Source organism: Escherichia sp. MOD1-EC6162 (assembly GCF_002965125.1).
GTDB classification, from domain to species: Bacteria; Pseudomonadota; Gammaproteobacteria; order Enterobacterales; family Enterobacteriaceae; genus Escherichia; species Escherichia marmotae.
Map to the genome: position 1 here is coordinate 1 of NZ_PTSB01000019.1, position 22238 is coordinate 22238.

General features: G+C 49.9%; 21 protein-coding genes and 1 pseudogene. 11 read left to right on the forward strand and 11 right to left on the reverse strand.

What is annotated here, in order from left to right; all coding sequences use genetic code 11:
* The 4 genes and pseudogenes from A9587_RS25080 to A9587_RS15880 form a co-directional block, all read right to left on the reverse strand.
* On the reverse strand, positions 1 to 72 hold a 72-nt coding region (locus tag A9587_RS25080), incomplete at its 3' end, for a hypothetical protein (RefSeq protein WP_001675268.1).
* A 116-nt stretch (positions 73 to 188) separates the two neighbouring features.
* The gene (locus tag A9587_RS15870; protein WP_123057485.1) at positions 189 to 1091 is read right to left on the reverse strand and encodes a TPM domain-containing protein; all 903 of its coding nucleotides are present in this window, start codon (positions 1089 to 1091) and stop codon (positions 189 to 191) included.
* Positions 1092 to 1312: 221 nt separating this feature from the next.
* Positions 1313 to 1984: pseudogene (locus A9587_RS15875) on the reverse strand (TPM domain-containing protein); the annotation flags it as partial.
* A gap of 13 nt (positions 1985 to 1997) precedes the next feature.
* Positions 1998 to 2600 carry a LemA family protein gene (locus tag A9587_RS15880; protein ID WP_000944229.1) on the reverse strand — a complete coding sequence of 201 codons (603 nt, stop codon included), beginning with the start codon at positions 2598 to 2600 and terminating at the stop codon, positions 1998 to 2000.
* A 173-nt stretch (positions 2601 to 2773) separates the two neighbouring features.
* Between A9587_RS15880 and queE the strand changes: the two genes are divergently transcribed.
* Positions 2774 to 3445, forward strand: coding sequence for a 7-carboxy-7-deazaguanine synthase QueE (gene queE, locus A9587_RS15885; protein WP_001199980.1), 672 nt, complete (start codon positions 2774 to 2776; stop codon positions 3443 to 3445).
* 281 nt (positions 3446 to 3726) lie between these two features.
* On the opposite strand, the gene A9587_RS15895 is transcribed toward queE, so the two are convergent.
* Both A9587_RS15895 and A9587_RS15900 read right to left on the reverse strand, forming a co-directional pair.
* Complete coding sequence (locus A9587_RS15895; RefSeq protein WP_105263598.1) at positions 3727 to 5205, reverse strand: FGGY-family carbohydrate kinase; 1479 nt, start codon at positions 5203 to 5205, stop codon at positions 3727 to 3729.
* Positions 5206 to 5231: 26 nt separating this feature from the next.
* Entirely contained in the window at positions 5232 to 6509 is a 1278-nt protein-coding gene (locus tag A9587_RS15900) for an MFS transporter (protein WP_001164860.1), read from the reverse strand.
* A gap of 318 nt (positions 6510 to 6827) precedes the next feature.
* Between A9587_RS15900 and A9587_RS15905 the strand changes: the two genes are divergently transcribed.
* The 5 genes from A9587_RS15905 (at position 6828) to A9587_RS15925 (ending at position 12182) form a co-directional block, all read left to right on the forward strand.
* Entirely contained in the window at positions 6828 to 7613 is a 786-nt protein-coding gene (locus tag A9587_RS15905; protein WP_000021321.1) for an SDR family oxidoreductase, read from the forward strand.
* A gap of 69 nt (positions 7614 to 7682) precedes the next feature.
* Positions 7683 to 9137 (forward strand): FAD-binding oxidoreductase, encoded by a 1455-nt coding sequence (locus A9587_RS15910; protein WP_001516963.1) that lies wholly within the window; start codon positions 7683 to 7685, stop codon positions 9135 to 9137.
* Between the two features lie 93 nt (positions 9138 to 9230).
* Positions 9231 to 10568 (forward strand): MFS transporter, encoded by a 1338-nt coding sequence (locus A9587_RS15915; RefSeq protein WP_024191904.1) that lies wholly within the window; start codon positions 9231 to 9233, stop codon positions 10566 to 10568.
* Positions 10546 to 11325, forward strand: coding sequence for an electron transfer flavoprotein subunit beta/FixA family protein (locus tag A9587_RS15920; protein ID WP_105263599.1), 780 nt, complete (start codon positions 10546 to 10548; stop codon positions 11323 to 11325). The genes A9587_RS15915 and A9587_RS15920 overlap by 23 nt, the downstream gene beginning before the upstream one ends.
* Entirely contained in the window at positions 11322 to 12182 is an 861-nt protein-coding gene (locus tag A9587_RS15925; RefSeq protein ID WP_001103599.1) for an electron transfer flavoprotein subunit alpha/FixB family protein, read from the forward strand. The genes A9587_RS15920 and A9587_RS15925 overlap by 4 nt, the downstream gene beginning before the upstream one ends.
* A 128-nt stretch (positions 12183 to 12310) precedes the next feature.
* Here A9587_RS15925 and A9587_RS15930 read toward each other — a convergent pair whose 3' ends face one another.
* From A9587_RS15930 to queD, 4 genes are all read right to left on the reverse strand, one after another.
* Positions 12311 to 12886, reverse strand: coding sequence for a glycerol-3-phosphate responsive antiterminator (locus tag A9587_RS15930; protein ID WP_001130283.1), 576 nt, complete (start codon positions 12884 to 12886; stop codon positions 12311 to 12313).
* A gap of 16 nt (positions 12887 to 12902) precedes the next feature.
* Positions 12903 to 13163, reverse strand: a complete 261-nt coding sequence (locus A9587_RS15935; RefSeq protein WP_000109517.1) for a ferredoxin family protein — start codon at positions 13161 to 13163, stop codon at positions 12903 to 12905.
* Positions 13154 to 14425, reverse strand: coding sequence for an FAD-dependent oxidoreductase (locus A9587_RS15940; RefSeq protein ID WP_016249127.1), 1272 nt, complete (start codon positions 14423 to 14425; stop codon positions 13154 to 13156). The genes A9587_RS15935 and A9587_RS15940 overlap by 10 nt, the downstream gene beginning before the upstream one ends.
* 77 nt (positions 14426 to 14502) lie before the next feature.
* Positions 14503 to 14868: a 6-carboxytetrahydropterin synthase QueD gene (gene queD, locus A9587_RS15945; RefSeq protein ID WP_001329795.1), complete on the reverse strand. Its 366-nt coding sequence runs from the start codon at positions 14866 to 14868 to the stop codon at positions 14503 to 14505.
* 315 nt (positions 14869 to 15183) lie between these two features.
* Between queD and cysJ the strand changes: the two genes are divergently transcribed.
* From cysJ to A9587_RS15970, 4 genes are all read left to right on the forward strand, one after another.
* Positions 15184 to 16977: an NADPH-dependent assimilatory sulfite reductase flavoprotein subunit gene (gene cysJ, locus A9587_RS15950; protein WP_016249126.1), complete on the forward strand. Its 1794-nt coding sequence runs from the start codon at positions 15184 to 15186 to the stop codon at positions 16975 to 16977.
* Positions 16977 to 18689, forward strand: a complete 1713-nt coding sequence (gene cysI, locus A9587_RS15955; RefSeq protein WP_105263600.1) for an assimilatory sulfite reductase (NADPH) hemoprotein subunit — start codon at positions 16977 to 16979, stop codon at positions 18687 to 18689. Before cysJ ends, cysI begins: the two co-directional genes overlap by 1 nt.
* An 84-nt stretch (positions 18690 to 18773) precedes the next feature.
* Positions 18774 to 19508 carry a phosphoadenosine phosphosulfate reductase gene (gene cysH / locus A9587_RS15960; RefSeq protein WP_001516956.1) on the forward strand — a complete coding sequence of 245 codons (735 nt, stop codon included), beginning with the start codon at positions 18774 to 18776 and terminating at the stop codon, positions 19506 to 19508.
* 263 nt (positions 19509 to 19771) lie between these two features.
* Positions 19772 to 19924 carry a Hok/Gef family protein gene (locus A9587_RS15970; RefSeq protein ID WP_000956462.1) on the forward strand — a complete coding sequence of 51 codons (153 nt, stop codon included), beginning with the start codon at positions 19772 to 19774 and terminating at the stop codon, positions 19922 to 19924.
* A gap of 116 nt (positions 19925 to 20040) precedes the next feature.
* On the opposite strand, the gene iap is transcribed toward A9587_RS15970, so the two are convergent.
* Positions 20041 to 21078: an alkaline phosphatase isozyme conversion aminopeptidase gene (gene iap / locus A9587_RS15975; RefSeq protein WP_000490394.1), complete on the reverse strand. Its 1038-nt coding sequence runs from the start codon at positions 21076 to 21078 to the stop codon at positions 20041 to 20043.
* Positions 21079 to 21329: 251 nt separating this feature from the next.
* On the opposite strand from iap, the gene cysD reads away from it, so the two are divergent.
* Positions 21330 to 22238, forward strand: coding sequence for a sulfate adenylyltransferase subunit CysD (gene cysD / locus A9587_RS15980; protein ID WP_001072281.1), 909 nt, complete (start codon positions 21330 to 21332; stop codon positions 22236 to 22238).

Genomic DNA, 22238 nt, shown 5'->3' on the forward strand with positions numbered 1-22238 from the left:
CCCCAGAGAAGTCAGTGGGTTACGCAGAGAATCGTAACGGGATACCAGATCAAGGGCCTGTCCAATGTGCATAAAAAAATCCGGAAACGAGTGAGCGTTTCCGGATTCTTACACAGCCACTGGATCGGTCAACTGATCCTTAACTGATCGGCATTACAGCCTTCGGGCTGGCATTTTTTATGGTTGAGTTACCAGCGGCCGGACGCGCCGCCGCCGCCAGAAGAACCACCCCCGCCGCTAAATCCGCCGCCACTTGAGCCTCCACCGGAAGAGGATGAAGAAGAACCTTTTCTTGAAGCTCTTTCTTTACTGAGCTTCTTATATTTGGCGCGTAACTTTTTATTCACCAGAAGCCAGAAGATAAGCAGAGGTACGATCGCAAAAGGCGTTAACATACTGCAAGCAACGATTAAATTCGTCCATGCTCCGGGCTCGGCAACATAGAGGAATACCATCCCGTAAATTGCGCCGGTGAGTGCAATCCACGGTAGATTTGATGGATCGGTAAAAATAATAAAATACGAAAGTACTGCCAGTAAAATAATTACAGCGACCGATAATGGAATTGGAGTTTTGATACTGTAATGATTTCCGCTGCCTTCCGGTAATTCACCATTCAACAGAAGCGCGCCGATATTTTCGCTGGCCAGTGTCAACCCTCCAATAAGATCATCGTTTTTGAACGCGGGGATCAATATAACACGGATAATCTTTGCCGCTTGCAGGTCGGTAACCACCCCTTCCAGCCCGTAGCCCACTTCTATACGGACAGCATGATCTTCCCAGGCAACCAGAAGTAAAATACCATCGTTGCGCTGTGCATCGCCCAACTTCCAGCTATCAAAAACGCGTGTTGCATATTGTTCAATGGTATCTTCACCAGTGGATGGCACCACTAATATAGCGACCTGCGCCTGCGTATTCTGTGCAATCTTCTGCAACTGTAGTGTCAGAGATTGTTGCTCAGATGAACTTAACGTATCAGTAAGATCTGTCACCTGTTGGTGTAGTTCCGGTACAGCCATTTGCTGGGCAAACACAGGAACGCACCACAATATGAGTAGAAAAAGGATTAAGCGCATATTGATCACCAGCGCCCTGAAGCGCCACCGCCACCAGATGAACCGCCACCGCCGCTGAAATTGTCATTGTCGAAAGAAGAGGACGATGATGATGACGAATCTCTGGAGTTATAATTACTTCTGGTATGGCGTGATGGTCGGTTGGCACTACGCATTAAATTACGTACCTTTTTTCCGAAAGGGGTAAAAGAAATAACAATAATAAGGAACGGTGTGGAGAAGCATAATAATGTGATAAGCGCTCCCCAGCTCCCGCTATATCCAGCAATGGGAAGCACAAAGGCCAGCACTATGGCAGCAAAGCAAATTACTCCCAGCGTTTTGATATATCCCCTGGCGGAAATAAAGGTCAATACTATTGCCCAGACCAACAAAGCCCACCAGCCGCTAAAAGGTAAGAAGTGATCGGTCGGTGTTATAGTTGATAAAGTATTCTCTGCCAGACGACTTTCAATATCGTTTATTCCTTTTTGTAAGCCGCCAGCAAGGTCGCCATTTTTAAATGCTGGAATAATACTGTTGCGAATAATTTGTCCGGACTGTGCATCTGTAATAAGGCCTTCCAGTCCGTAACCGATTTCAATACGCACGGTATGATCCTGCCAGGCGACTAACAGTAGAACACCATCATCGCGGTCTTTATCACCTGGTTTCCAGCTATCGAATACCCGCGTAGCGTACTGCTCGATAGTTTCATCGCCTGTTGTGTCAACTACTAACACCACCATTTGCGCCAGATTTCTTTGCGTCAGGTTTTTAATCTGACCAGCAAGAGCATTTATTTCGCTGTTCGTCAATGTACCTGTTACGTCATTCACATACACAGGTAATTCAGGTACTGGAATTTGCGTAGCAAACGCCGATGGACAGAAGAAAGCCAGAAGAAAGATAAAAATTCGCATAAGGATTGCCCGCTTAATGAATATTAGGATTTTGGCTAAAATCTATTGTTGGTGCTTTACTCACTGCGGCGACATCATCCGGCAAATAATTTTTCTTTGCGGTGTAATCCATTATTTTTGCGGTTAATACAGCGGGGAATTTGCGGATAGTGACATTATATTGTTCAATAGCTTTAATGTATCTTCCTCGCGCAACGGCAATGCGGTTTTCACTTCCTTCGAGCTGTACTATCAAATTTTGATAGAGTTCCTGGGCCTTTAATTCAGGATAACGTTCACTGATAATCGTTAACTGGCCGAGTGTACGAGTCAGTTGCGCCTGAGCTTGTTGCCAGGTTTGTAGCTTTTGCTCATCGCCTGGCGCTTGCTGTAAATCGCTACTGGCCCTGATAGCCTGGCTACGCGCTAATGTTACGGCTTCCAACACTTCTTTTTCATAGCTGGAATAACCTTTAATACTGGCGACAAGATTAGGAATAAGGTCGGCACGACGTTGATACTGATTCAGAACTTCTGACCAGGATGAATTGACTTGTTCGTCATAAGTTTGAATATCATTATATCCACAACCTGATAAATTGAAAATAAATATAAGTACGATGAATATTCTGAGCATGTTTAAATCCCTTTTGTTTAATTCCCCGGGGAATAATACGTTGTTTCATTTTTTTATTAATGATCTGTTTCGCCTTTTTATCTTAAACCCGCGTGTAACAGAATGTTAATAAAGCATGAATATTGCGGTAGGATCTGCAATAATTAACAATTATCCACTTTACAGAGAATGCTATGCAGTACCCGATTAACGAGATGTTCCAGACCCTGCAAGGTGAGGGTTACTTTACCGGCGTCCCCGCCATTTTTATTCGTTTACAGGGATGCCCGGTCGGCTGTGCCTGGTGTGATACCAAACACACGTGGGAAAAACTTGAGGATCGGGAAGTTTCTCTTTTCAGTATTTTGGCGAAAACCAAAGAGAGTGATAAGTGGGGCGCAGCAAGCAGCGAAGATTTGTTAGCGGTCATAAGTCGTCAGGGATATACCGCGCGTCACGTAGTGATTACGGGTGGTGAACCTTGCATTCATGATTTGCTGCCATTGACTGACTTGCTTGAAAAGAACGGTTTTAGCTGCCAGATAGAAACCAGCGGTACTCACGAAGTACGTTGTACACCGAACACCTGGGTTACCGTGTCGCCAAAACTGAACATGCGCGGCGGCTATGAAGTGTTGTCGCAGGCGCTGGAACGCGCCAATGAAATCAAACATCCGGTTGGGCGTGTACGGGATATTGAAGCACTGGATGAATTGCTGGCAACGCTGACTGATGATAAACCGCGAGTAATTGCACTTCAGCCAATTAGTCAGAAAGAAGATGCCACGCGTTTATGTATCGATACCTGTATTGCGCGGAACTGGCGTTTGTCGATGCAAACGCATAAATATTTGAATATTGCCTGATTAAATATTTATAAGCGTTATAAATGGGTGGAACCTGTAAAGAATTCCACCCATTTATATTTTTGCCTCTTCTGATTGTTCTCTTCTGGTTTTTCCGGACTCGTCATTGCAAACCAAAACAAAGTCCGTAGTGTTAATTTTTCACTGGAGTAAAAATCATCGCTACAAATTTTGGTAGATTGAAACTGGCTTGAAAATTCATTAATTAATAACAGGTTATGTTTAGAGGTAACCATTCAGGTATGCTCAGAGCGGGCGGTTTCCCGCCCGGTCTTCTTCACTTACGCATTAGACCAGCTTTGAATAGCGTCCACATTGCCCAATTCTCCATGCATCACTTCATACGATTTTTTCAGGATCACATCAGTGTGTTTGGTTAGGTCTTTGAAAATGCCTTTATTCATCGCGTCGTAACGTCTGGCGTTGCTCTCAACAGGCATAAAGATGTCTTTCACGCGAACCATTTTGTCAACAGCCGTTGCGTAATCCGGGTACAAGCCAAGCCCTACAGACGCGTTGATAGCCGCTCCCAAACTAGCGCACCCGTTAATGGCGTTACGTCTTGCCGGAAGATTGAACACGTCGGCAAAAATTTGCATAAACAGATCGCTGTTTGAACCGCCGCCAGTAATGATCACATGCTTCGCAAAGTGATTCATTTCATTACACATATTGTCGTAATTGTTCTTCAGTGTCAGCGCCACGCTTTCCAGAATCGAACGATAAATCCATGCGTAATCCATACTGGAATCAAAGCCGATCATAATTCCGCGTTTGTACGGTTCCCACGGGTTGGTCAGCCAGTCCAGCACCGTCATCAACCCATTACAGCCAGGTGGCACGCAAGAGGCTTTTTTGTTGAGCAAATCTTCCGGCGAAAGATCCTGTGCTCTGGCATCCTGAATTAACGACTCGCCCAACATGTCGCGCAACCAACTTACCGTCCACATCCCTTTGCGAATACCGTAACCTTCATACAGCAATGTTTCTGGAATAGAAGACATAATCGGCCAGTACGCTACCGGGTCTTTCGGCAGTGCTTTGCCATTCATCATCAGCGCGATATAGGTGCCTAAGGAAATCACCGCCGTTTCATCGTCCAGCAATCCGGCTCCTAATGCTTCTACCGGTTTATCACTGGTGGTACAAACTACCGGCAGTCCTGCCGGGAAATGTGTCGCCAGTGCTGCTTGTGGTGTGATATGCCCGAGAACGGTCCCCGGCATTTGTACGCCAAAAAGCATATGGCGGGGGATATTAAACTTCTCGATTACCGCGGCATCTTCACTCCAGGCCCAGGTTTTATAATCCACCGGCCACTGGCCAAAATAGTTGGCGATATTGTCTTTAAACTCGCCTGTTAAGCGGTGCGCCAGATAGCCCGAAAAAGAAGTGACATACGCCACGTCAGGATTCGTGTGTTCGTAAGGGCGCGTAACTCGCGCATCCTGCCAGCTAATCAGTGGTGCGGCGGGTGTACCGTCAGCTTTCAGTAAGGCACGGCAGCAACGGATTGATCCCAGGCCGATGCCAACAATATCTTCTTTATTCCCGGCAAACTGGCTCATTAAATCGTGACCGGCAAAACATAATGATGCCCATAAATCGTCGTCAGGATGTTCTGCGGTATCGGCATCCGGTGTGTGCATCGGCTGTAATAAACCTTTGCCTTCGCAAATTATGTTGCCTTGCAGATCGTACATCACCACTTTTGTACTCTGACTTCCGCCATCAATCCCTATGATGTATTTCTTCGACATGATTTTTCTCCTGTAATGTTCTGGGCTTACTTGCTGTTAGCCGTTGCGGGGGCGCTATCAGCAGTACGAATTTTTTGGAACAGCAAAAAGGTAAAGACGATCACCATGCCGAGCGCCGCCATGCCCATCAGCCACATGTTGCGGTAGGCTTCTGCTGCGGGCAGGGTGTCCTGCCAGTAACCGATAATCGGGTAAACAAAGACATCAGGCAGGAAGCCAATCACCGAACAAATACCTACCGTGGTGCCCATAATGTAAGATGGTGTTCTCGCTTCGCCGGGGCAGGCCCAGTACAGCCCGCGTGAGGCGTAGCAGGTGAATCCCAGTAGTAAAATCAGGCCAATCCCCATCGCGACCGATTGCGGGTTAGAGTTAGTCATGAGTAGGGCAGTGAGTGCCAGCAGGCCGACCACGGAAAGAATTTGGATCACGCGGGTAGGGGATTTCACTTTGCTGTAGGTGGTGATAATGCCGCCAAGTGGGCCGCACAGTGCGCGGAAGATTTTGTTGATCACGATCCCCATGTAGCTCGCCGCCACCAGCGACATGCCATACATTTCGGTCAGATAGTTGGTGGAGTAACTCAGAATGGCGTAGATGGTGAAGACCCCAAAAATCACCATGCTGCAATACCAGGTTGTACTGATACGCAAAACGGCCAGGATGTCGCTAAGCTGGAATGACTGTTTTTCTTCGTTATGGGTACTACGCAGGCTGTTGTTATCGCTAACAAAAAACCAGCACAGAATCCCCAACAAGATGTAAACCACGCTGTAGATGATAATGACCGTTTTCAGGCTGGCGCTGTCATCCGGGGCGAAGCGGGAAAAGACCCACATGGTAAACACTGCCAGCGACATTACACCGACGCCGCGCAGTCCTTCCATCCAGCCCATGATTTTCCCTTGTTCGCTATGGTCACCAAGCAACGAGGCGGCTTTAATCGACACCGACCACAGCATTAAAATAGTCGTTATCGCAAAGGCAACCTGAATACAGAGCATGACCCATAATGGTGGATACGTTGCCATTATCAGGCCTAATAATCCGGTAATTACCATCGCGGAAGTAATCATTTTGCGATGTGAAAATTTATCGGCAATAACCCCGCTGGGCGCATAAAGAATAATGGCGGCAATACCAAAGGTGCTCATAATTAAACCTATCTCGGTATTGCTGAATCCCATAAATTTCGCCATGGGAATTTGATAAATATAACGTAAATAAGCCAGGTCAAAACTAACTCCGCCGCTAAAACTAATTATCGCGAGGGTTATCCAACGTCGATATGAGCTGTGTTGCATATCGTATTCCCATTTGTAATAGACAAAAAAAAGAGAAAAGTAAGCCGCCTTTTCAGGAGGATTACTTTTCTCAGGTCTCTAGTAATTGCGATAAGAAATAACATGGAAAGCAGAGGTGTTGTGTGAGAGTAATCACGCTTCTGCTTTTTAAAATTATTTGATTATACGAGTAATACTCTGTGAGTACGATCACATTAGCGACTATGCCCTTATGCTAAAAATTATCGCCAGTTACCAGAGATAATGAGAAAGGTAACTTCCCTCTCGCGGGGGAAGTTACCTTTCTTTTTTTTTGCCTTACGGAAATTGGAGCTAACTATGTCAATCGAATCACTCAATGCATTCTCAATGGATTTTTTCTCCCTGAAAGGTAAAACTGCAATTGTTACCGGCGGGAATAGTGGTTTAGGCCAGGCATTTGCGATGGCACTGGCAAAAGCAGGTGCAAATATCTTTATTCCAAGCTTCGTCAAAGATAATGGCGAAACGAAGGAAATGATTGAAAAACAAGGCGTTGAAGTGGACTTCATGCAGGTGGATATCACCGCAGAAGGCGCGCCGCAGAAGATAATCGCTGCCTGTTGTGAGCGTTTTGGCACTGTCGATATTCTGGTCAATAACGCAGGTATTTGTAAGCTGAATAAGGTGCTGGACTTCGGCCGTGCCGACTGGGACCCGATGATTGATGTGAACCTGACAGCCGCTTTTGAGCTGAGTTACGAAGCGGCAAAAATTATGATCCCGCAAAAAAGCGGTAAAATCATTAATATCTGTTCATTGTTTTCTTACCTGGGCGGGCAATGGTCTCCAGCATATTCTGCAACTAAACACGCACTTGCTGGATTCACTAAAGCCTATTGCGATGAATTAGGTCAATATAATATTCAGGTAAATGGTATTGCCCCTGGTTATTATGCAACCGATATTACGCTGGCGACACGCAGCAATCCAGAAACAAATCAGCGCGTTCTTGATCATATTCCGGCAAATCGTTGGGGCGATACACAGGATTTAATGGGCGCAGCCGTATTCCTCGCAAGCCCGGCATCGAATTATGTGAATGGTCATTTGCTGGTGGTTGATGGTGGTTATTTAGTGCGCTAATCCATAACGGTGGTTTCTGTTTTCTTTTATTAATGACTATTCCATTTTTATTATCAGAAAGGATTTATTATGTCTTTATCTCGCGCAGCGATTGTCGACCAGCTAAAGGAAATTGTTGGTGCAGATCGCGTAATTACCGATGAAACGGTATTAAAGAAAAACAGTATTGACCGTTTTCGTAAATTTCCGGATATTCATGGAATTTATACTTTGCCGATTCCGGCAGCGGTCGTAAAACTCGGTTCCACAGAGCAAGTGTCCCGCGTGCTGAATTTTATGAATGCGCACAAAATTAACGGTGTGCCGCGTACCGGCGCTTCCGCCACCGAAGGTGGGCTGGAAACTGTCGTAGAAAACTCGGTGGTGCTCGACGGCTCCGCCATGAATCAAATCATTAATATTGATATTGAGAATATGCAGGCCACGGCGCAATGTGGCGTTCCGCTGGAGGTGCTGGAAAACGCGTTGCGTGAAAAAGGCTACACCACGGGGCATTCTCCGCAGTCAAAACCGCTGGCGCAGATGGGTGGCCTGGTGGCAACCCGCAGTATTGGGCAGTTCTCCACACTTTACGGCGCAATTGAAGATATGGTCGTTGGCCTGGAAGCGGTACTGGCAGATGGCACCGTGACGCGCATTAAAAACGTTCCACGTCGCGCGGCTGGTCCGGACATTCGTCACATCATTATTGGTAACGAAGGTGCACTGTGCTATATCACTGAAGTTACAGTGAAAATCTTCAAATTCACCCCGGAAAACAATCTCTTCTACGGCTATGTGCTGGAAGACATGAAAACCGGCTTCAACATCCTGCGTGAAATCATGGTGGAAGGGTATCGCCCGTCGATTGCTCGTTTGTATGACGCTGAAGATGGCACGCAACACTTCACTCATTTTGCTGATGGTAAATGCGTGCTGATCTTTATGGCCGAGGGTAACCCACGTATTGCGCAGGCGACAGGCGAAGGAATTGCCGAAATCGTGGCGCGTTACCCGCAGTGCCATCGTGTGGACAGCAAACTGATCGAAACCTGGTTCAACAACCTGAACTGGGGGCCGGATAAAGTGGCCGCCGAACGTGTGCAGATCCTCAAAACCGGCAACATGGGCTTTACCACCGAAGTGTCCGGCTGCTGGAGTTGTATTCACGAAATCTATGAAAACGTCATTAACCGTATTCGTACCGAGTTCCCGCACGCCGACGACATCACTATGCTGGGCGGTCACTCTTCTCACAGCTACCAAAACGGCACCAACATGTACTTCGTTTACGACTACAACGTTGTTGACTGCAAACCGGAAGAGGAAATCGACAAGTACCACAACCCGCTCAACAAAATCATCTGTGAAGAAACCATTCGCCTCGGTGGTTCGATGGTGCATCACCACGGCATTGGTAAACATCGCGTTCACTGGAGCAAACTGGAACACGGCAGCGCGTGGGCGTTGCTGGAAGGGCTGAAAAAGCAGTTCGATCCTAACGGCATTATGAACACGGGTACTATCTATCCGATTGAAAAATAATGTGTCAGGCAGCGTCCTGTGATGTCGGGGCGTTGCCTTTTCGGCTTCTCAAGCGAGAAGCCGTTCTTATTACCGGACAATGAAGGGGTAAAGATGAACACTTCACCGGTGCGAATGGATGATTTACCACTTAACCGTTTTCACTGTCGCATTGCTGCGCTTACTTTCGGCGCGCACCTGACTGACGGTTATGTCCTCGGCGTCATTGGTTACGCCATTATTCAGCTTACTCCAGCCATGCAACTGACACCGTTTATGGCGGGAATGATTGGTGGCTCAGCGCTACTTGGCCTGTTTATCGGCAGCCTGGTTTTGGGCTGGATCTCCGACCATATCGGGCGGCAAAAAATCTTCACTTTCAGCTTTTTACTGATTACGCTCGCTTCGTTTTTACAATATTTTGCCACCACGCCGGAGCACCTGATTGGTTTGCGCATTTTGATCGGCATTGGGCTGGGTGGTGATTACTCTGTGGGGCATACCTTGCTGGCAGAATTTTCCCCGCGCCGCCACCGCGGTATTTTGCTGGGCGCGTTCAGCGTGGTGTGGACGGTGGGTTATGTGCTGGCAAGTATTGCCGGACATCACTTTATTTCAGAAAGTCCGGAGGCCTGGCGATGGCTTTTGGCATCAACAGCTCTGCCCGCGCTGTTGATTACGTTGTTACGTTGGGGCACACCGGAATCGCCGCGCTGGCTGCTGCGACAGGGGCGTTTTGCAGAAGCTCATGCCATTGTGCATCGTTACTTTGGCTCTCATGTATTACTGGGCGATGAAGTGGCAACGGCCACCACTAAGCACATCAAAACCTTGTTCTCTTCGCGTTACTGGCGGCGCACGGTATTTAACAGCGTGTTCTTTGTCTGCCTCGTGATCCCGTGGTTTGTGATTTATACCTGGCTGCCGACTATCGCCCAGACTATTGGTCTGGAAGATGCGCTGACCGCCAGCCTGATGCTCAATGCCTTGTTAATTGTTGGCGCGTTATTAGGGTTAGTGTTGACCCACTTGTTAGCCCATCGCAAATTTTTACTGGGGAGCTTTTTGCTGCTGGCGGCCACGCTGATGGTGATGGCCTGTTTGCCTTCCGGCAGTTCGTTAACGCTGCTGCTTTTTATTCTCTTCAGCACCACCATTTCAGCGGTCAGCAATCTGGTTGGCATTCTACCTGCCGAAAGTTTTCCTACTGATATCCGCTCTCTGGGCGTCGGTTTTGCGACCGCCATGAGTAGACTTGGCGCGGCAATTAGCACCGGTTTGTTGCCGTGGGTTCTGGCGCAGTGGGGAATGCAGGCCACCTTATTGTTACTGGCCATCGTGCTATTGGTTGGTTTTGTTGTGACCTGGCTATGGGCTCCAGAAACTAAAGCTCTCCCGCTGGTTGCGGCGGGAAATGTCGGAGGTGCGAATGAACATTCTGTTAGCGTTTAAAGCCGAACCGGATGCCGGAATGCTGGCGGAAAAAGAGTGGCAGGCTGCTGCTACGGCAAATTATGGGCCGGATGTTTCACTGTTGCGAAGTTTACCCGGTGCTGATGAACAGGCCGCCGCCGCAATTCTATTGGCGCAGAGAAAAAGCGGCACGCCGATGACTTTAACCGCGTTGAGCATGGGGGATGAACGGGCGTTGCATTGGCTTCGCTATTTCACGGCTCTCGGGTTTGAGGAAGCAGTATTGCTGGAGACTGCGGCAGATCTGCGTTTTGCGCCGGAATTTGTTGCTCGCCATATTGCCGAATGGCAGCACCAGAATCCGATGGAGCTGATTATTACCGGCTGCCAAAGCAGCGAGGGGCAGAACGGGCAAACGCCGTTTTTGCTGGCGGAAATACTGGCCTGGCCCTGTTTTACCCAGGTGGAGCGTTTCACACTCGACGCGCCATTTATCACTCTCGAACAGCGTACTGAAAACGGGCTGCGCTGTTGCCGGGTACGCTTGCCTGCGGTCATTGCCGTGCGCCAGTGTGGCGAAGTCGCTTTGCCTGTACCGGGAATGCGCCAGCGTATGGCGGCAGGGAAAGTGGAAATTTTACGCGAAACTCTCGCCGCCGAATCGTCAGCGATACAGTGCCTGCAACTGGAAAGGCCGGAGCAACGACGTGGCGCGACGTTGATTGATGGGCAAACAGCAGAAGAAAAAGCACAAATACTGTGGCGGGATTATTTGCGCCAGAGGATGCAGCCATGAATGTCGTAATAGTGACAATAAATCAGGACAATGCAGCTATCGCAGGCTGGCTGGCAGAACAGGATTTCAGCGGTTGTACACTGACGCACTGGCAGATTGAACCTCAGCCCGTAGTGGCGGAACAGGTGCTGGATGCGCTTGTGGAACAGTGGCAGCGAACACCTGCGGAATTTGTGCTCTTCCCTCCGGGGGCGTCTGGCGATGAACTGGCGACCCGACTGGCCTGGCGTTTACATGGCACCAGCATCTGCCAGATCATTTCGTTGGATATACCGACAGCAAGCGTGCGCAAATCCCACTGGGGAAATGCGCTGACGGCGACGCTGCAAACAGAAAAACGTCCGCTATGCCTTTCTCTGGCGCGCCAGGCTGGAGCTGCGAAAAACGCAATGTTGCCATCTGGTATGCAGCAACTAAACATTGTCCCCGGCGCACTTCCAGACTGGTTTGTTAGCATCGAAAACCTGAAAAATACTACCCGTGACCCATTAGTAGAAGCCAGACGGGTGCTGGTGGTAGGGCAGGGCGGCGAGGCTGATAGCCATGACATCGCTACGCTGGCTGAAAAGCTGGGCGCCGAAGTGGGCTACAGTCGGGCGCGAGTGATGAATGGTGGTTTTGATGCGGAAAAAGTGATTGGAATTTCCGGGCACTTGCTGGCGCCAGAGATTTGCATTGTTGCCGGGGCGTCCGGCGCGGCAGCGTTAATGGCAGGTGTGCGTAATAGCCAGTTTGTGGTGGCTGTGAATCATGACGCCAGCGCGGCTGTTTTTTCACAGGCAGATGTTGGCGTGGTGGATGACTGGAAAGCGGTGCTGGAGGCACTGGTGACAAATATTCACGCAGATTGCCAATAACGTACTGGCGGATGCGGTTCTGGGTCAGGGACTTGTAGGCCTGATAAGACGCGTTAGCGTCGCATCAGGCGTTGAATGCCGGATGTGGCCTACAAATCACACAAATTCAATTCGTTACGTTTATCCCGTTAAAGCAATTTTTTCGCTAACGTCCAGACGCGGGTATTAGTAGTAGAAAGCGCCACGACACCGGCGTCAATTGCATTACGCGCATCTTCTTCATCGCACACCAGCCCGCCAGCAATCAGCGGTTGGCGGATTTTCTCCGTCACCCAGCCCAGCACTTTGGGCATACAGCCAGGCAGGATCTCAATGCAATCTGGGTTCGATTGCGCAACCTGCTTATCAATATTGTGAAACGAAATCGAATCGACAATAAACAGGCGATGAATACAGAAAAAACCTTCTGCTCTGGCGGCTTTCAGCATCGACGCTTTAGTGCTGATAATGCCGTCTGCTTCGGTCACCAGTTTCAAAAACTGAATCACCACCTCTTTATTTGACGCGCCTTCCAGCAAATCGACATGAATAAAGGCATATTTCCCGGCGTTTTTAATCTTTTTGACGATATTGCTGATGGTGCAGATATTGCCGTACAGCACGGAAATAAACTGGCATTCAGAATTAATGGCCAGTTGCAGGCTGGCATTATCTTTAACGGCAGCAATCACCGGATTCTGACGGAGCAGGTGTAAGAGGGGCATAAATTATCCTTATTATTTATCCAAAGCGGTAGGTGATGCCGAATCCAGAAGGCGGATAGCGCCACTGTTGTAGTGTTTTTTCATCGCATAACAAACGGCAGGTGCCGCACTCCAGGCAACTACGATAATCAATACGCAAGTCGCCTTCCGGCGTGAGCGAAAAAAGACCTGCCGGGCAGGCATTAATCAACCGTTCTGCTGTCTGGCGCTCAACGGGGTCAACCGGAACAATGTGTGGCGCATCAGCAGCACGCCAGAGATTACGGGCTACAGACATCGCAGACTCCTGATAACATCGCCCGCCAGATGCCACAGGCCGTGACGACGTAAATGACGCCAGAGCAACTGGCGAAGTGGTGGAACAGGTTTATCTCCCTGATCCCATAAGTCGCGGGAAATATCCTGCATTAACGCAGGCCACGTCCGATACCAGCCAGGGCGTTGCAAAAGCGCCGGAACATGCTGATAACGTTGTAGAACATCCCACAGCAAACTGTGTTCTACGTTGTGATGATAAATCGGGAACAGATTTTGCGGCTCGCGTTGCTGGCAGGCGCTAATCAGTGTTTGTGCTGCTGCCTGTGCGCCAATGAACGCCATATCCATGCCTCGCACTGAAATTCCAGTATTGACGCAACTGCGCAACGCATCGCCCACCAGCAGCCAGCCGTTACCGGCGAATTGCACGGGCATATTGCGTAAACCGCCTTCCGGCACCAGATGTGCACCGTATTCCAGCGTTTCACTGTTTTTAATGAGAGGTCTTACTGCCGGATGTGTCTTAAAACGAGCCAGCAACTCGCTTGCCGGAACGCGGTTTTGTGCAAGGGAAGAGAGCGGGCAAACAATCCCCAAAGAGAGCGTTTGCTGATTGGTATAAAGAAATGCACCGCCTGGCAGGTCATCACAGATTTCCCCGCTGAACAGTATCGCTGCACCTTCGTTGTTTTCCAGATGAAAACGCGCTTCAATAATGGGCGTTTCCAGCGACAGCACTTCTTTGATCCCTAACGCCATCGATTCGCCAGCAGGACGGGTAACTAACCCGTGATGTTCTGCCAGCACACTATTGGCCCCTTCCGCCAGCACAACATAACGGGCGCGGAGAATATCATCACCACAGATAACGCCACACACTCTGCTGTTTTCTTCATATAACGCGTCTACTGTTGCGCCGGGAATACACTCAACTCCTGCTTTTTCAGCTTCGGCAACCAGCCACGGATCGAATCGTGCGCGTAATACGCTCCAGGATTCACCACCGGGTTGTAAGCTGGAAAACGTCGTTGCGCCATCGGGCGTTAACAGAGAAAGGCTTTCGTGAGTGATACGTCGCTCAAGGGGCGCGGTCAGGTGAAATTGAGGGAGGAGTTCCGCGAGCGCATGGGTATATAACCGCCCGCCGGAAAGGTTTTTGCTGCCAGGGATTTCAGCGCGTTCCAGTAACAGAACAGATAATCCCGCTCGCGCGCAGCGTAACGCACAAGCGGTGCCCGCAATACCGGCACCAATAATAATAATGTCGCAGTCGTCTTCCATGTCATGCCCCAGATATCCAGAGCACAACACCCTAACATAGCGTTACTTAAGGGAAATTGACCGCCGACACACTCTGATTATTCACCGCGATAGATGCAGCCTGCGGTGCAGGTTTCTTTCACCATCACAGCGCTTAATAGTGGTACAACGGGTTTAACTTGATCCCAAATCCATTTTGCTAAAACTTCGCTGGTCGGGTTTTCCAGGCCGGGTATATCATTGAGATAATAGTGGTCGAGACGATCGTAAGTCGGTTTAAACGCCGCTTTCAGTTCAGCGAAATCGATAATCCAGCCCGTATGCGGATCGACTTCCCCGGTAATTTCCAGGCGCACCATAAAAGAATGCCCGTGCAGGCGACCACATTTATGCCCTTCTGGGACGTGTGGTAAGCGGTGAGCGGCTTCGAAGGTGAAATCTTTAAATAACGTGGTGGACATCATAATTTCTCTACTGGACGATAAAACCGCCGTAGAGTACCGGAAAGCCTGTTTTTTCGCATTACCAAAAACGGGTTTGTTGCGCAAAATGACCGATTTATCTTAATTGCGGTCGATATTTATCTATTTTTCATTGAGTTAATAAATCTATTTTGTTGTTAAAGACTATTGCTAAAACAGGTTAGTCGATTTGGTTATTAGTTATCGCTATCCCGTCTTTAATCCACCCCCTTCGCGCCGTTAACCTTACCTTCTCTTCTGTTTTATGGGCGCTGACAGGGCCGATAAACAGCTTTGCTTACTGGAACATAACGACGCATGACGACACAGGTCCCTCCTTCCGCTTTGCTTCCGCTGAATCCGGAGCAACTGGCTCGCCTTCAGGCAGCCACTACTGATTTGACACCGACCCAGCTTGCGTGGGTATCTGGTTATTTCTGGGGAATGCTTAACCAGCAGCCAGGTACACTTGCCGCTACACCAGCCGCAGAAATGCCGGGTATCACCATCATCTCCGCCTCGCAAACGGGTAATGCTCGCCGGGTCGCTGAAGCATTACGTGACGACTTATTAGCGGCAAAACTGAACGCTAAGCTGGTGAACGCAGGCGACTATAAATTCAAACAAATCGCCAGCGAAAAACTGCTTATCGTGGTGACTTCAACACAAGGTGAAGGGGAACCGCCGGAAGAAGCCGTCGCGCTGCACAAGTTTCTGTTCTCCAAAAAAGCGCCGAAACTGGAAAACACCGCTTTTGCTGTGTTTAGCCTCGGTGACACCTCTTATGAGTTTTTCTGCCAGTCCGGTAAAGATTTCGACAGCAAACTGGCTGAACTGGGCGGCGAACGCCTGCTCGACCGGGTCGATGCCGATGTTGAATATCAGGCAGCCGCCAGCGAATGGCGCGCCCATGTAGTTGATGTACTGAAATCGCGCGCGCCTGTCGCAGCACCTTCGACATCCGTCGCCACTGGCGCGGTGAATGAAATCCACACCAGTCCGTATAGTAAAGAAGCGCCGCTGGTGGCGAGCCTCTCTGTTAACCAGAAAATCACTGGACGTAACTCTGAAAAAGACGTTCGCCATATTGAGATCGATTTAGGTGATTCAGGCCTGCGCTATCAGCCGGGCGATGCGCTGGGTGTCTGGTATCAGAACGATCCGGCACTGGTAAAAGAGATTGTCGAACTGCTGTGGCTGAAAGGCGATGAACCCGTCACTGTCGAGGGCAAAACGCTGCCGCTGGCGGAAGCCTTACAGTGGCATTTTGAACTGACCGTCAACACCGCGAACATTGTTGAAAATTACGCCACCTTAACGCGCAGCGAAACGCTGCTGCCGCTGGTGGGCGATAAAACGAAGTTGCAGTATTACGCTGCGACGACGCCGATTGTCGATATGTTGCGTTTCTCTCCGGCACAACTGGACGCTGATGCGTTCATCAGTATTTTGCGTCCGCTGACGCCGCGCCTTTATTCCATCGCCTCATCGCAGGCGGAAGTCGAGAGTGAAGTGCACGTTACTGTCGGCGTTGTGCGTTATGACGTGGAAGGCCGTGCCCGTGCCGGTGGTGCCTCCAGCTTCCTCGCGGATCGCGTGGGAGAAGAGGGCGAAGTTCGCGTCTTTATCGAACATAACGACAACTTCCGCCTGCCAGCTAACCCGGAAACCCCGGTGATTATGATTGGCCCTGGCACCGGTATCGCGCCATTCCGCGCCTTTATGCAGCAGCGTGCTGCCGACGAAGCGCCGGGCAAAAACTGGTTGTTCTTCGGCAATCCGCACTTTACGGAAGATTTCCTCTACCAGGTGGAATGGCAGCGTTATGTCAAAGAGGGCGTGCTGACGCGTATCGATCTGGCCTGGTCACGCGATCAAAAAGAAAAAATTTACGTACAAGACAAACTGCGTGAACAGGGGGCAGAGCTGTGGCGCTGGATCAATGACGGTGCCCACATTTATGTTTGCGGCGACGCTAATCGCATGGCGAAAGACGTTGAACAGGCACTTCTGGAAGTGATTGCCGAATTTGGTGGCATGGACACTGAAGCGGCGGATGAATTTTTAAGTGAGCTGCGCGTAGAGCGCCGTTATCAGCGAGATGTCTACTAATGAGCGAAAAACATCCAGGGCCTTTAGTGGTCGAAGGTAAACTGGCAGACGCCGAGCGCATGAAGCTTGAAAGCAACTTTCTGCGCGGCACGATTGCCGAAGATTTGAATGATGGCCTGACTGGCGGGTTTAAGGGCGATAATTTCCTGCTGATCCGCTTCCACGGCATGTATCAGCAGGATGACCGCGACATTCGCGCCGAACGAGCTGAACAGAAGCTGGAGCCGCGTCACGCCATGATGCTCCGCTGCCGCCTGCCGGGGGGCGTTATCACCACCAAACAGTGGCAGGCGATCGACAAATTTGCAGTGGAAAACACCATTTACGGTAGCATTCGCCTGACCAACCGTCAGACCTTCCAGTTCCACGGTATTCTGAAAAAGAACGTCAAACCTGCACACCAAATGTTGCACTCAGTCGGTCTTGATGCGCTGGCGACCGCCAACGACATGAACCGTAACGTGCTGTGCACCTCGAATCCGTACGAGTCACAGTTGCACGCGGAAGCCTATGAGTGGGCGAAGAAGATCTCTGAACATCTGTTGCCGCGTACCCGCGCCTATGCGGAGATCTGGCTCGATCAGGAGAAAGTTGCTACCACTGATGAAGAACCGATCCTCGGGCAGACCTATCTGCCGCGTAAGTTCAAAACGACGGTGGTTATTCCGCCGCAGAACGATATCGATCTGCACGCCAACGACATGAACTTTGTGGCTATCGCGGAAAACGGCAAGCTGGTGGGCTTCAACCTGCTGGTGGGTGGCGGCCTTTCTATGGAACACGGCAATAAAAAAACCTATGCCCGCACGGCGAGCGAGTTTGGTTATCTGCCACTTGAGCATATGCTGGCAGTGGCGGAAGCTGTGGTTACGACTCAGCGTGACTGGGGTAATCGTACTGACCGTAAAAATGCCAAAACCAAATACACGCTGGAACGCGTGGGGGTAGAGACGTTTAAGGCGGAAGTTGAACGTCGCGCGGGGATCAAGTTCGAACCGATCCGCCCGTATGAATTTACCGGACGCGGCGATCGCATCGGCTGGGTTAAGGGTATCGATGATAACTGGCACCTGACGCTGTTTATCGAAAATGGTCGTATTCTCGATTATCCGGGGCGTCCGCTGAAAACCGGTCTGCTGGAGATCGCAAAGATCCACAAAGGCGATTTCCGCATTACGGCGAACCAGAACCTGATTATCGCGGGTGTACCGGAAAGTGAAAAAGCGAAGATCGAGAAGATCGCCAAAGAGAGCGGGTTGATGAATGCCGTCACACCACAGCGTGAAAACTCAATGGCATGTGTGTCATTCCCGACCTGTCCGCTGGCGATGGCGGAAGCCGAACGTTTCCTGCCCTCGTTTATCGACAACATCGATAACTTAATGGCGAAACATGGCATCAGCGATGAGCATATCGTAATGCGTGTGACGGGATGCCCGAACGGCTGTGGCCGGGCGATGCTGGCAGAAGTTGGTCTGGTGGGTAAAGCGCCGGGGCGCTACAACCTGCATCTTGGCGGCAACCGTATGGGGACACGTATCCCACGGATGTATAAAGAAAACATCACCGAGCCGGAAATCCTGGCGTCGCTTGATGAACTGATAGGGCGCTGGGCGAAAGAGCGCGAAGCGGGTGAAGGCTTCGGTGACTTTACGGTGCGTGCGGGCATCATTCGCCCGGTGCTCGATCCGGCTCGCGATTTGTGGGATTAACATAAATCGCCGCGTCTGCTCGGTTTTGTAGGCCTGATAAGACGCATAAGCGTCGCATCAGGCAAGGCAAACAGTGAGGAATCTATGTCCAGACTTGATCTAAACGACCTGAATGAACTGCCGAAGGTAGAGCGCATTCTGGCTCTGGCACAAACCAACGCTCAACTGGAAAAACTGGACGCTGAAGGCCGCGTTGCCTGGGCGCTGGAGAATCTGCCCGGCGAATACGTGCTCTCTTCCAGCTTTGGCATTCAGGCGGCAGTCAGCCTGCATCTGGTGAACCAGATCTGCCCGAATATCCCGGTGATTCTTACCGATACTGGTTATCTGTTCCCGGAAACCTACCGCTTTATTGACGAGTTAACGGACAAACTTAAACTCAACCTGAAAGTGTACCGTGCCACTGAAAGCGCCGCATGGCAGGAAGCACGCTACGGCAAACTGTGGGAGCAGGGTGTTGAAGGCATTGAAAAGTACAATGAGATCAACAAAGTCGAACCCATGAACCGTGCACTGAAAGAACTTAACGCGCAAACGTGGTTTGCTGGTCTGCGCCGTGAGCAATCTGGCAGCCGTGCCAATTTACCAGTGCTGGCTATCCAGCGTGGCGTATTTAAAGTGCTGCCGATTATCGACTGGGATAACCGAACTATTTATCAGTACCTGCAAAAACATGGCCTGAAATATCACCCATTATGGGACGAAGGATATTTATCGGTTGGCGACACCCATACAACCCGTAAATGGGAACCCGGCATGGCCGAAGAAGAAACGCGCTTCTTTGGCTTAAAAAGGGAATGTGGATTACACGAAGGGTAAATATTTCCGGATAAATTAAACGCCTCTGTCAGAAATGATGGGGGCGTTTTTATTTTGCGAGCAGCATTCTGGCCTTTAAACGAGAACGTCGCAGGGAGAATCAACAGGTATAGAATGGCGTCGGGTGCTTGAGGCTGTCTGGCGTTAAGCATTCGCGAGGTTCCAGATGGACAAAAGCCCCAGGCGATATTTCTATCCACCTGAGGCCTACGTTCGAACCCAACAATTCGAATGCTAGTCTCTTCTTTGCAGAGAGGCAAGACATGCTAACAAAATATGCCCTTGTGGCAGTCATAGTGCTGTGTTGTACAGTACTGGGATTCACGCTGATGGTAGACGACTCGTTGTGTGAGTTGAATATCAGAGAACGTGGTATGGAGTTTAAGGCTGTTCTCGCTTACGAACCGAAGAAGTAGCCACCACGCGGGGGTGAAACCCCGCGTATTGAATTGTTATAGTTTGGCCTCCTGCACCCTATTTTTTTATAGGCAGAATTGACTCCTCACAGTCATGGGGAATCAGCTCAAACCCATCAAGACGCCTTCGCCAGTTCCTTCACCAGTGGCAGCATTATCCGCATAACATCACGGCAGCGGCGTTCTATTCTTCCTGGAAGTGCCTTATCAATATGCTGTTGATTATCCAGTCTTACGTCATGCCAGCTATTTCCTGCGGGGAATGCGGCTGTTTTTGCGCGTTGCTGATAACCATCTTTATTTCCCAGATTCCAGTTTGTTGCTTCTACCGAAAGTACAGCAATACCGGCTTTGTCAAAAACTTCAGCGTCATTACAACACCCGGTGCCTTTTGGATAATTTTTATTCAAACCAGGATTGGTCGTCGCGGCAATTCCATGACTGCGGGCAATTGCCAGCGCCCGATCGCGCGTTAATTTCCTTACTGCTTCGGGGGTTTTTACGCCACTGTTGAAATACAATTTATCACCGACAATTAAGTTATCGAGATTAATCACCAGCAGAGTATTTTTCTTTTCGGCGTCACTCATTCGTTTGAGTAAATTTTCAGCGCCTAATTTCCCTTCCTCTTCACCACTGGTCGCCACAAAACGAATACCATATTCGGTTGGCGTATTTTTCAGGCGTTCTGCCAGCTCTAGCATGACCCCCAAACCTGCGGCGTTATCATCCATACCTTGTAATGTCAGCCCGCCGAGATTGGCATCGGCATCCGCGTCGCTCTGTGGGGCGTAGGTATCCAGATGCGCCATGATAATGATCTGCTGCGGTGCTTTGCCTTCATGAGCGGCAATCACCGTACTTCCTGTCACGTTATGCCAGTTTTTGTGGTTATCGCGGGCGGTATAAATATATCGGCCATTAAATGTCCGGATATCACTGCGATAACCCATTTGCTGAAACTGTTGCCGGATATAATCGGCAGATAACATTTCTGCGGGTGTTCCGGTCATTCGCCCCGGAAAGAAAGTGGCAATGTGTCGCGCCTGTGTATTAGCAAAATCGCCAGGTTTAGGTGACGAGGCGTGTACGGGGAGAATAAAGCATACGCCGAGCGCCAGGGCAGCGGTACGGTGGCGCAATGCGGAAAACATAGTGAGTCCTTAAATACCATGCAAATTTTTTTACCGCCATAGTATGAAACTGCCGCTGCGCTAAAACAATTTCAAATCTTCCTAAATGCCCGAAATCCGGAGCCTTAAGCACTTTTTGATATTAGCTTTGCCAAATCGTTATTCCGTTAAGGAACTACTCATTCTAATTGGTAATTTCATTCGCACTCTTACGCTCCCTATAGTCGGAATATCTGATGGCAAGCAAATAGCAGTATTGCAAAGGAACGGTTATGAACCAAAAACGACTGACTCACCTGCGGCAACTGGAGGCGGAAAGCATCCACATCATTCGCGAGGTGGCGGCAGAATTCTCAAATCCGGTGATGCTCTACTCCATCGGCAAAGATTCCAGCGTCATGCTACATCTGGCGCGCAAGGCGTTTTATCCAGGTTCGCTGCCTTTCCCGTTGCTGCATGTTGATACCGGCTGGAAATTCCGTGAGATGTATGAATTTCGCGATCGTACGGCAAAAGCCTACGGCTGCGAGCTGTTGGTGCATAAAAATCCAGAAGGTGTGGCGATGGGGATTAATCCATTCGTTCACGGCAGCGCCAAACACACTGACATCATGAAAACCGAAGGCCTGAAACAGGCGCTGAACAAATATGGTTTTGATGCTGCCTTCGGCGGCGCGCGCCGCGATGAAGAGAAATCCCGCGCTAAAGAACGTATCTACTCTTTCCGTGACCGTTTCCATCGCTGGGATCCGAAAAACCAGCGTCCGGAGCTGTGGCATAACTACAACGGGCAGATTAACAAAGGCGAAAGTATCCGCGTCTTCCCACTCTCTAACTGGACCGAGCAGGATATCTGGCAATACATCTGGCTGGAAAATATCGACATTGTTCCGCTGTATCTTGCTGCTGAACGTCCGGTTCTGGAACGCGACGGTATGTTGATGATGATTGATGACAACCGTATCGACCTGCAACCCGGCGAAGTGATTAAAAAACGGATGGTGCGTTTCCGTACGCTGGGCTGCTGGCCGCTGACCGGCGCAGTAGAGTCAAACGCGCAAACACTGCCCGAGATCATCGAAGAGATGCTGGTTTCCACTACCAGCGAACGTCAGGGCCGTGTGATTGACCGCGACCAGTCCGGTTCTATGGAGCTGAAAAAACGTCAGGGGTATTTTTAA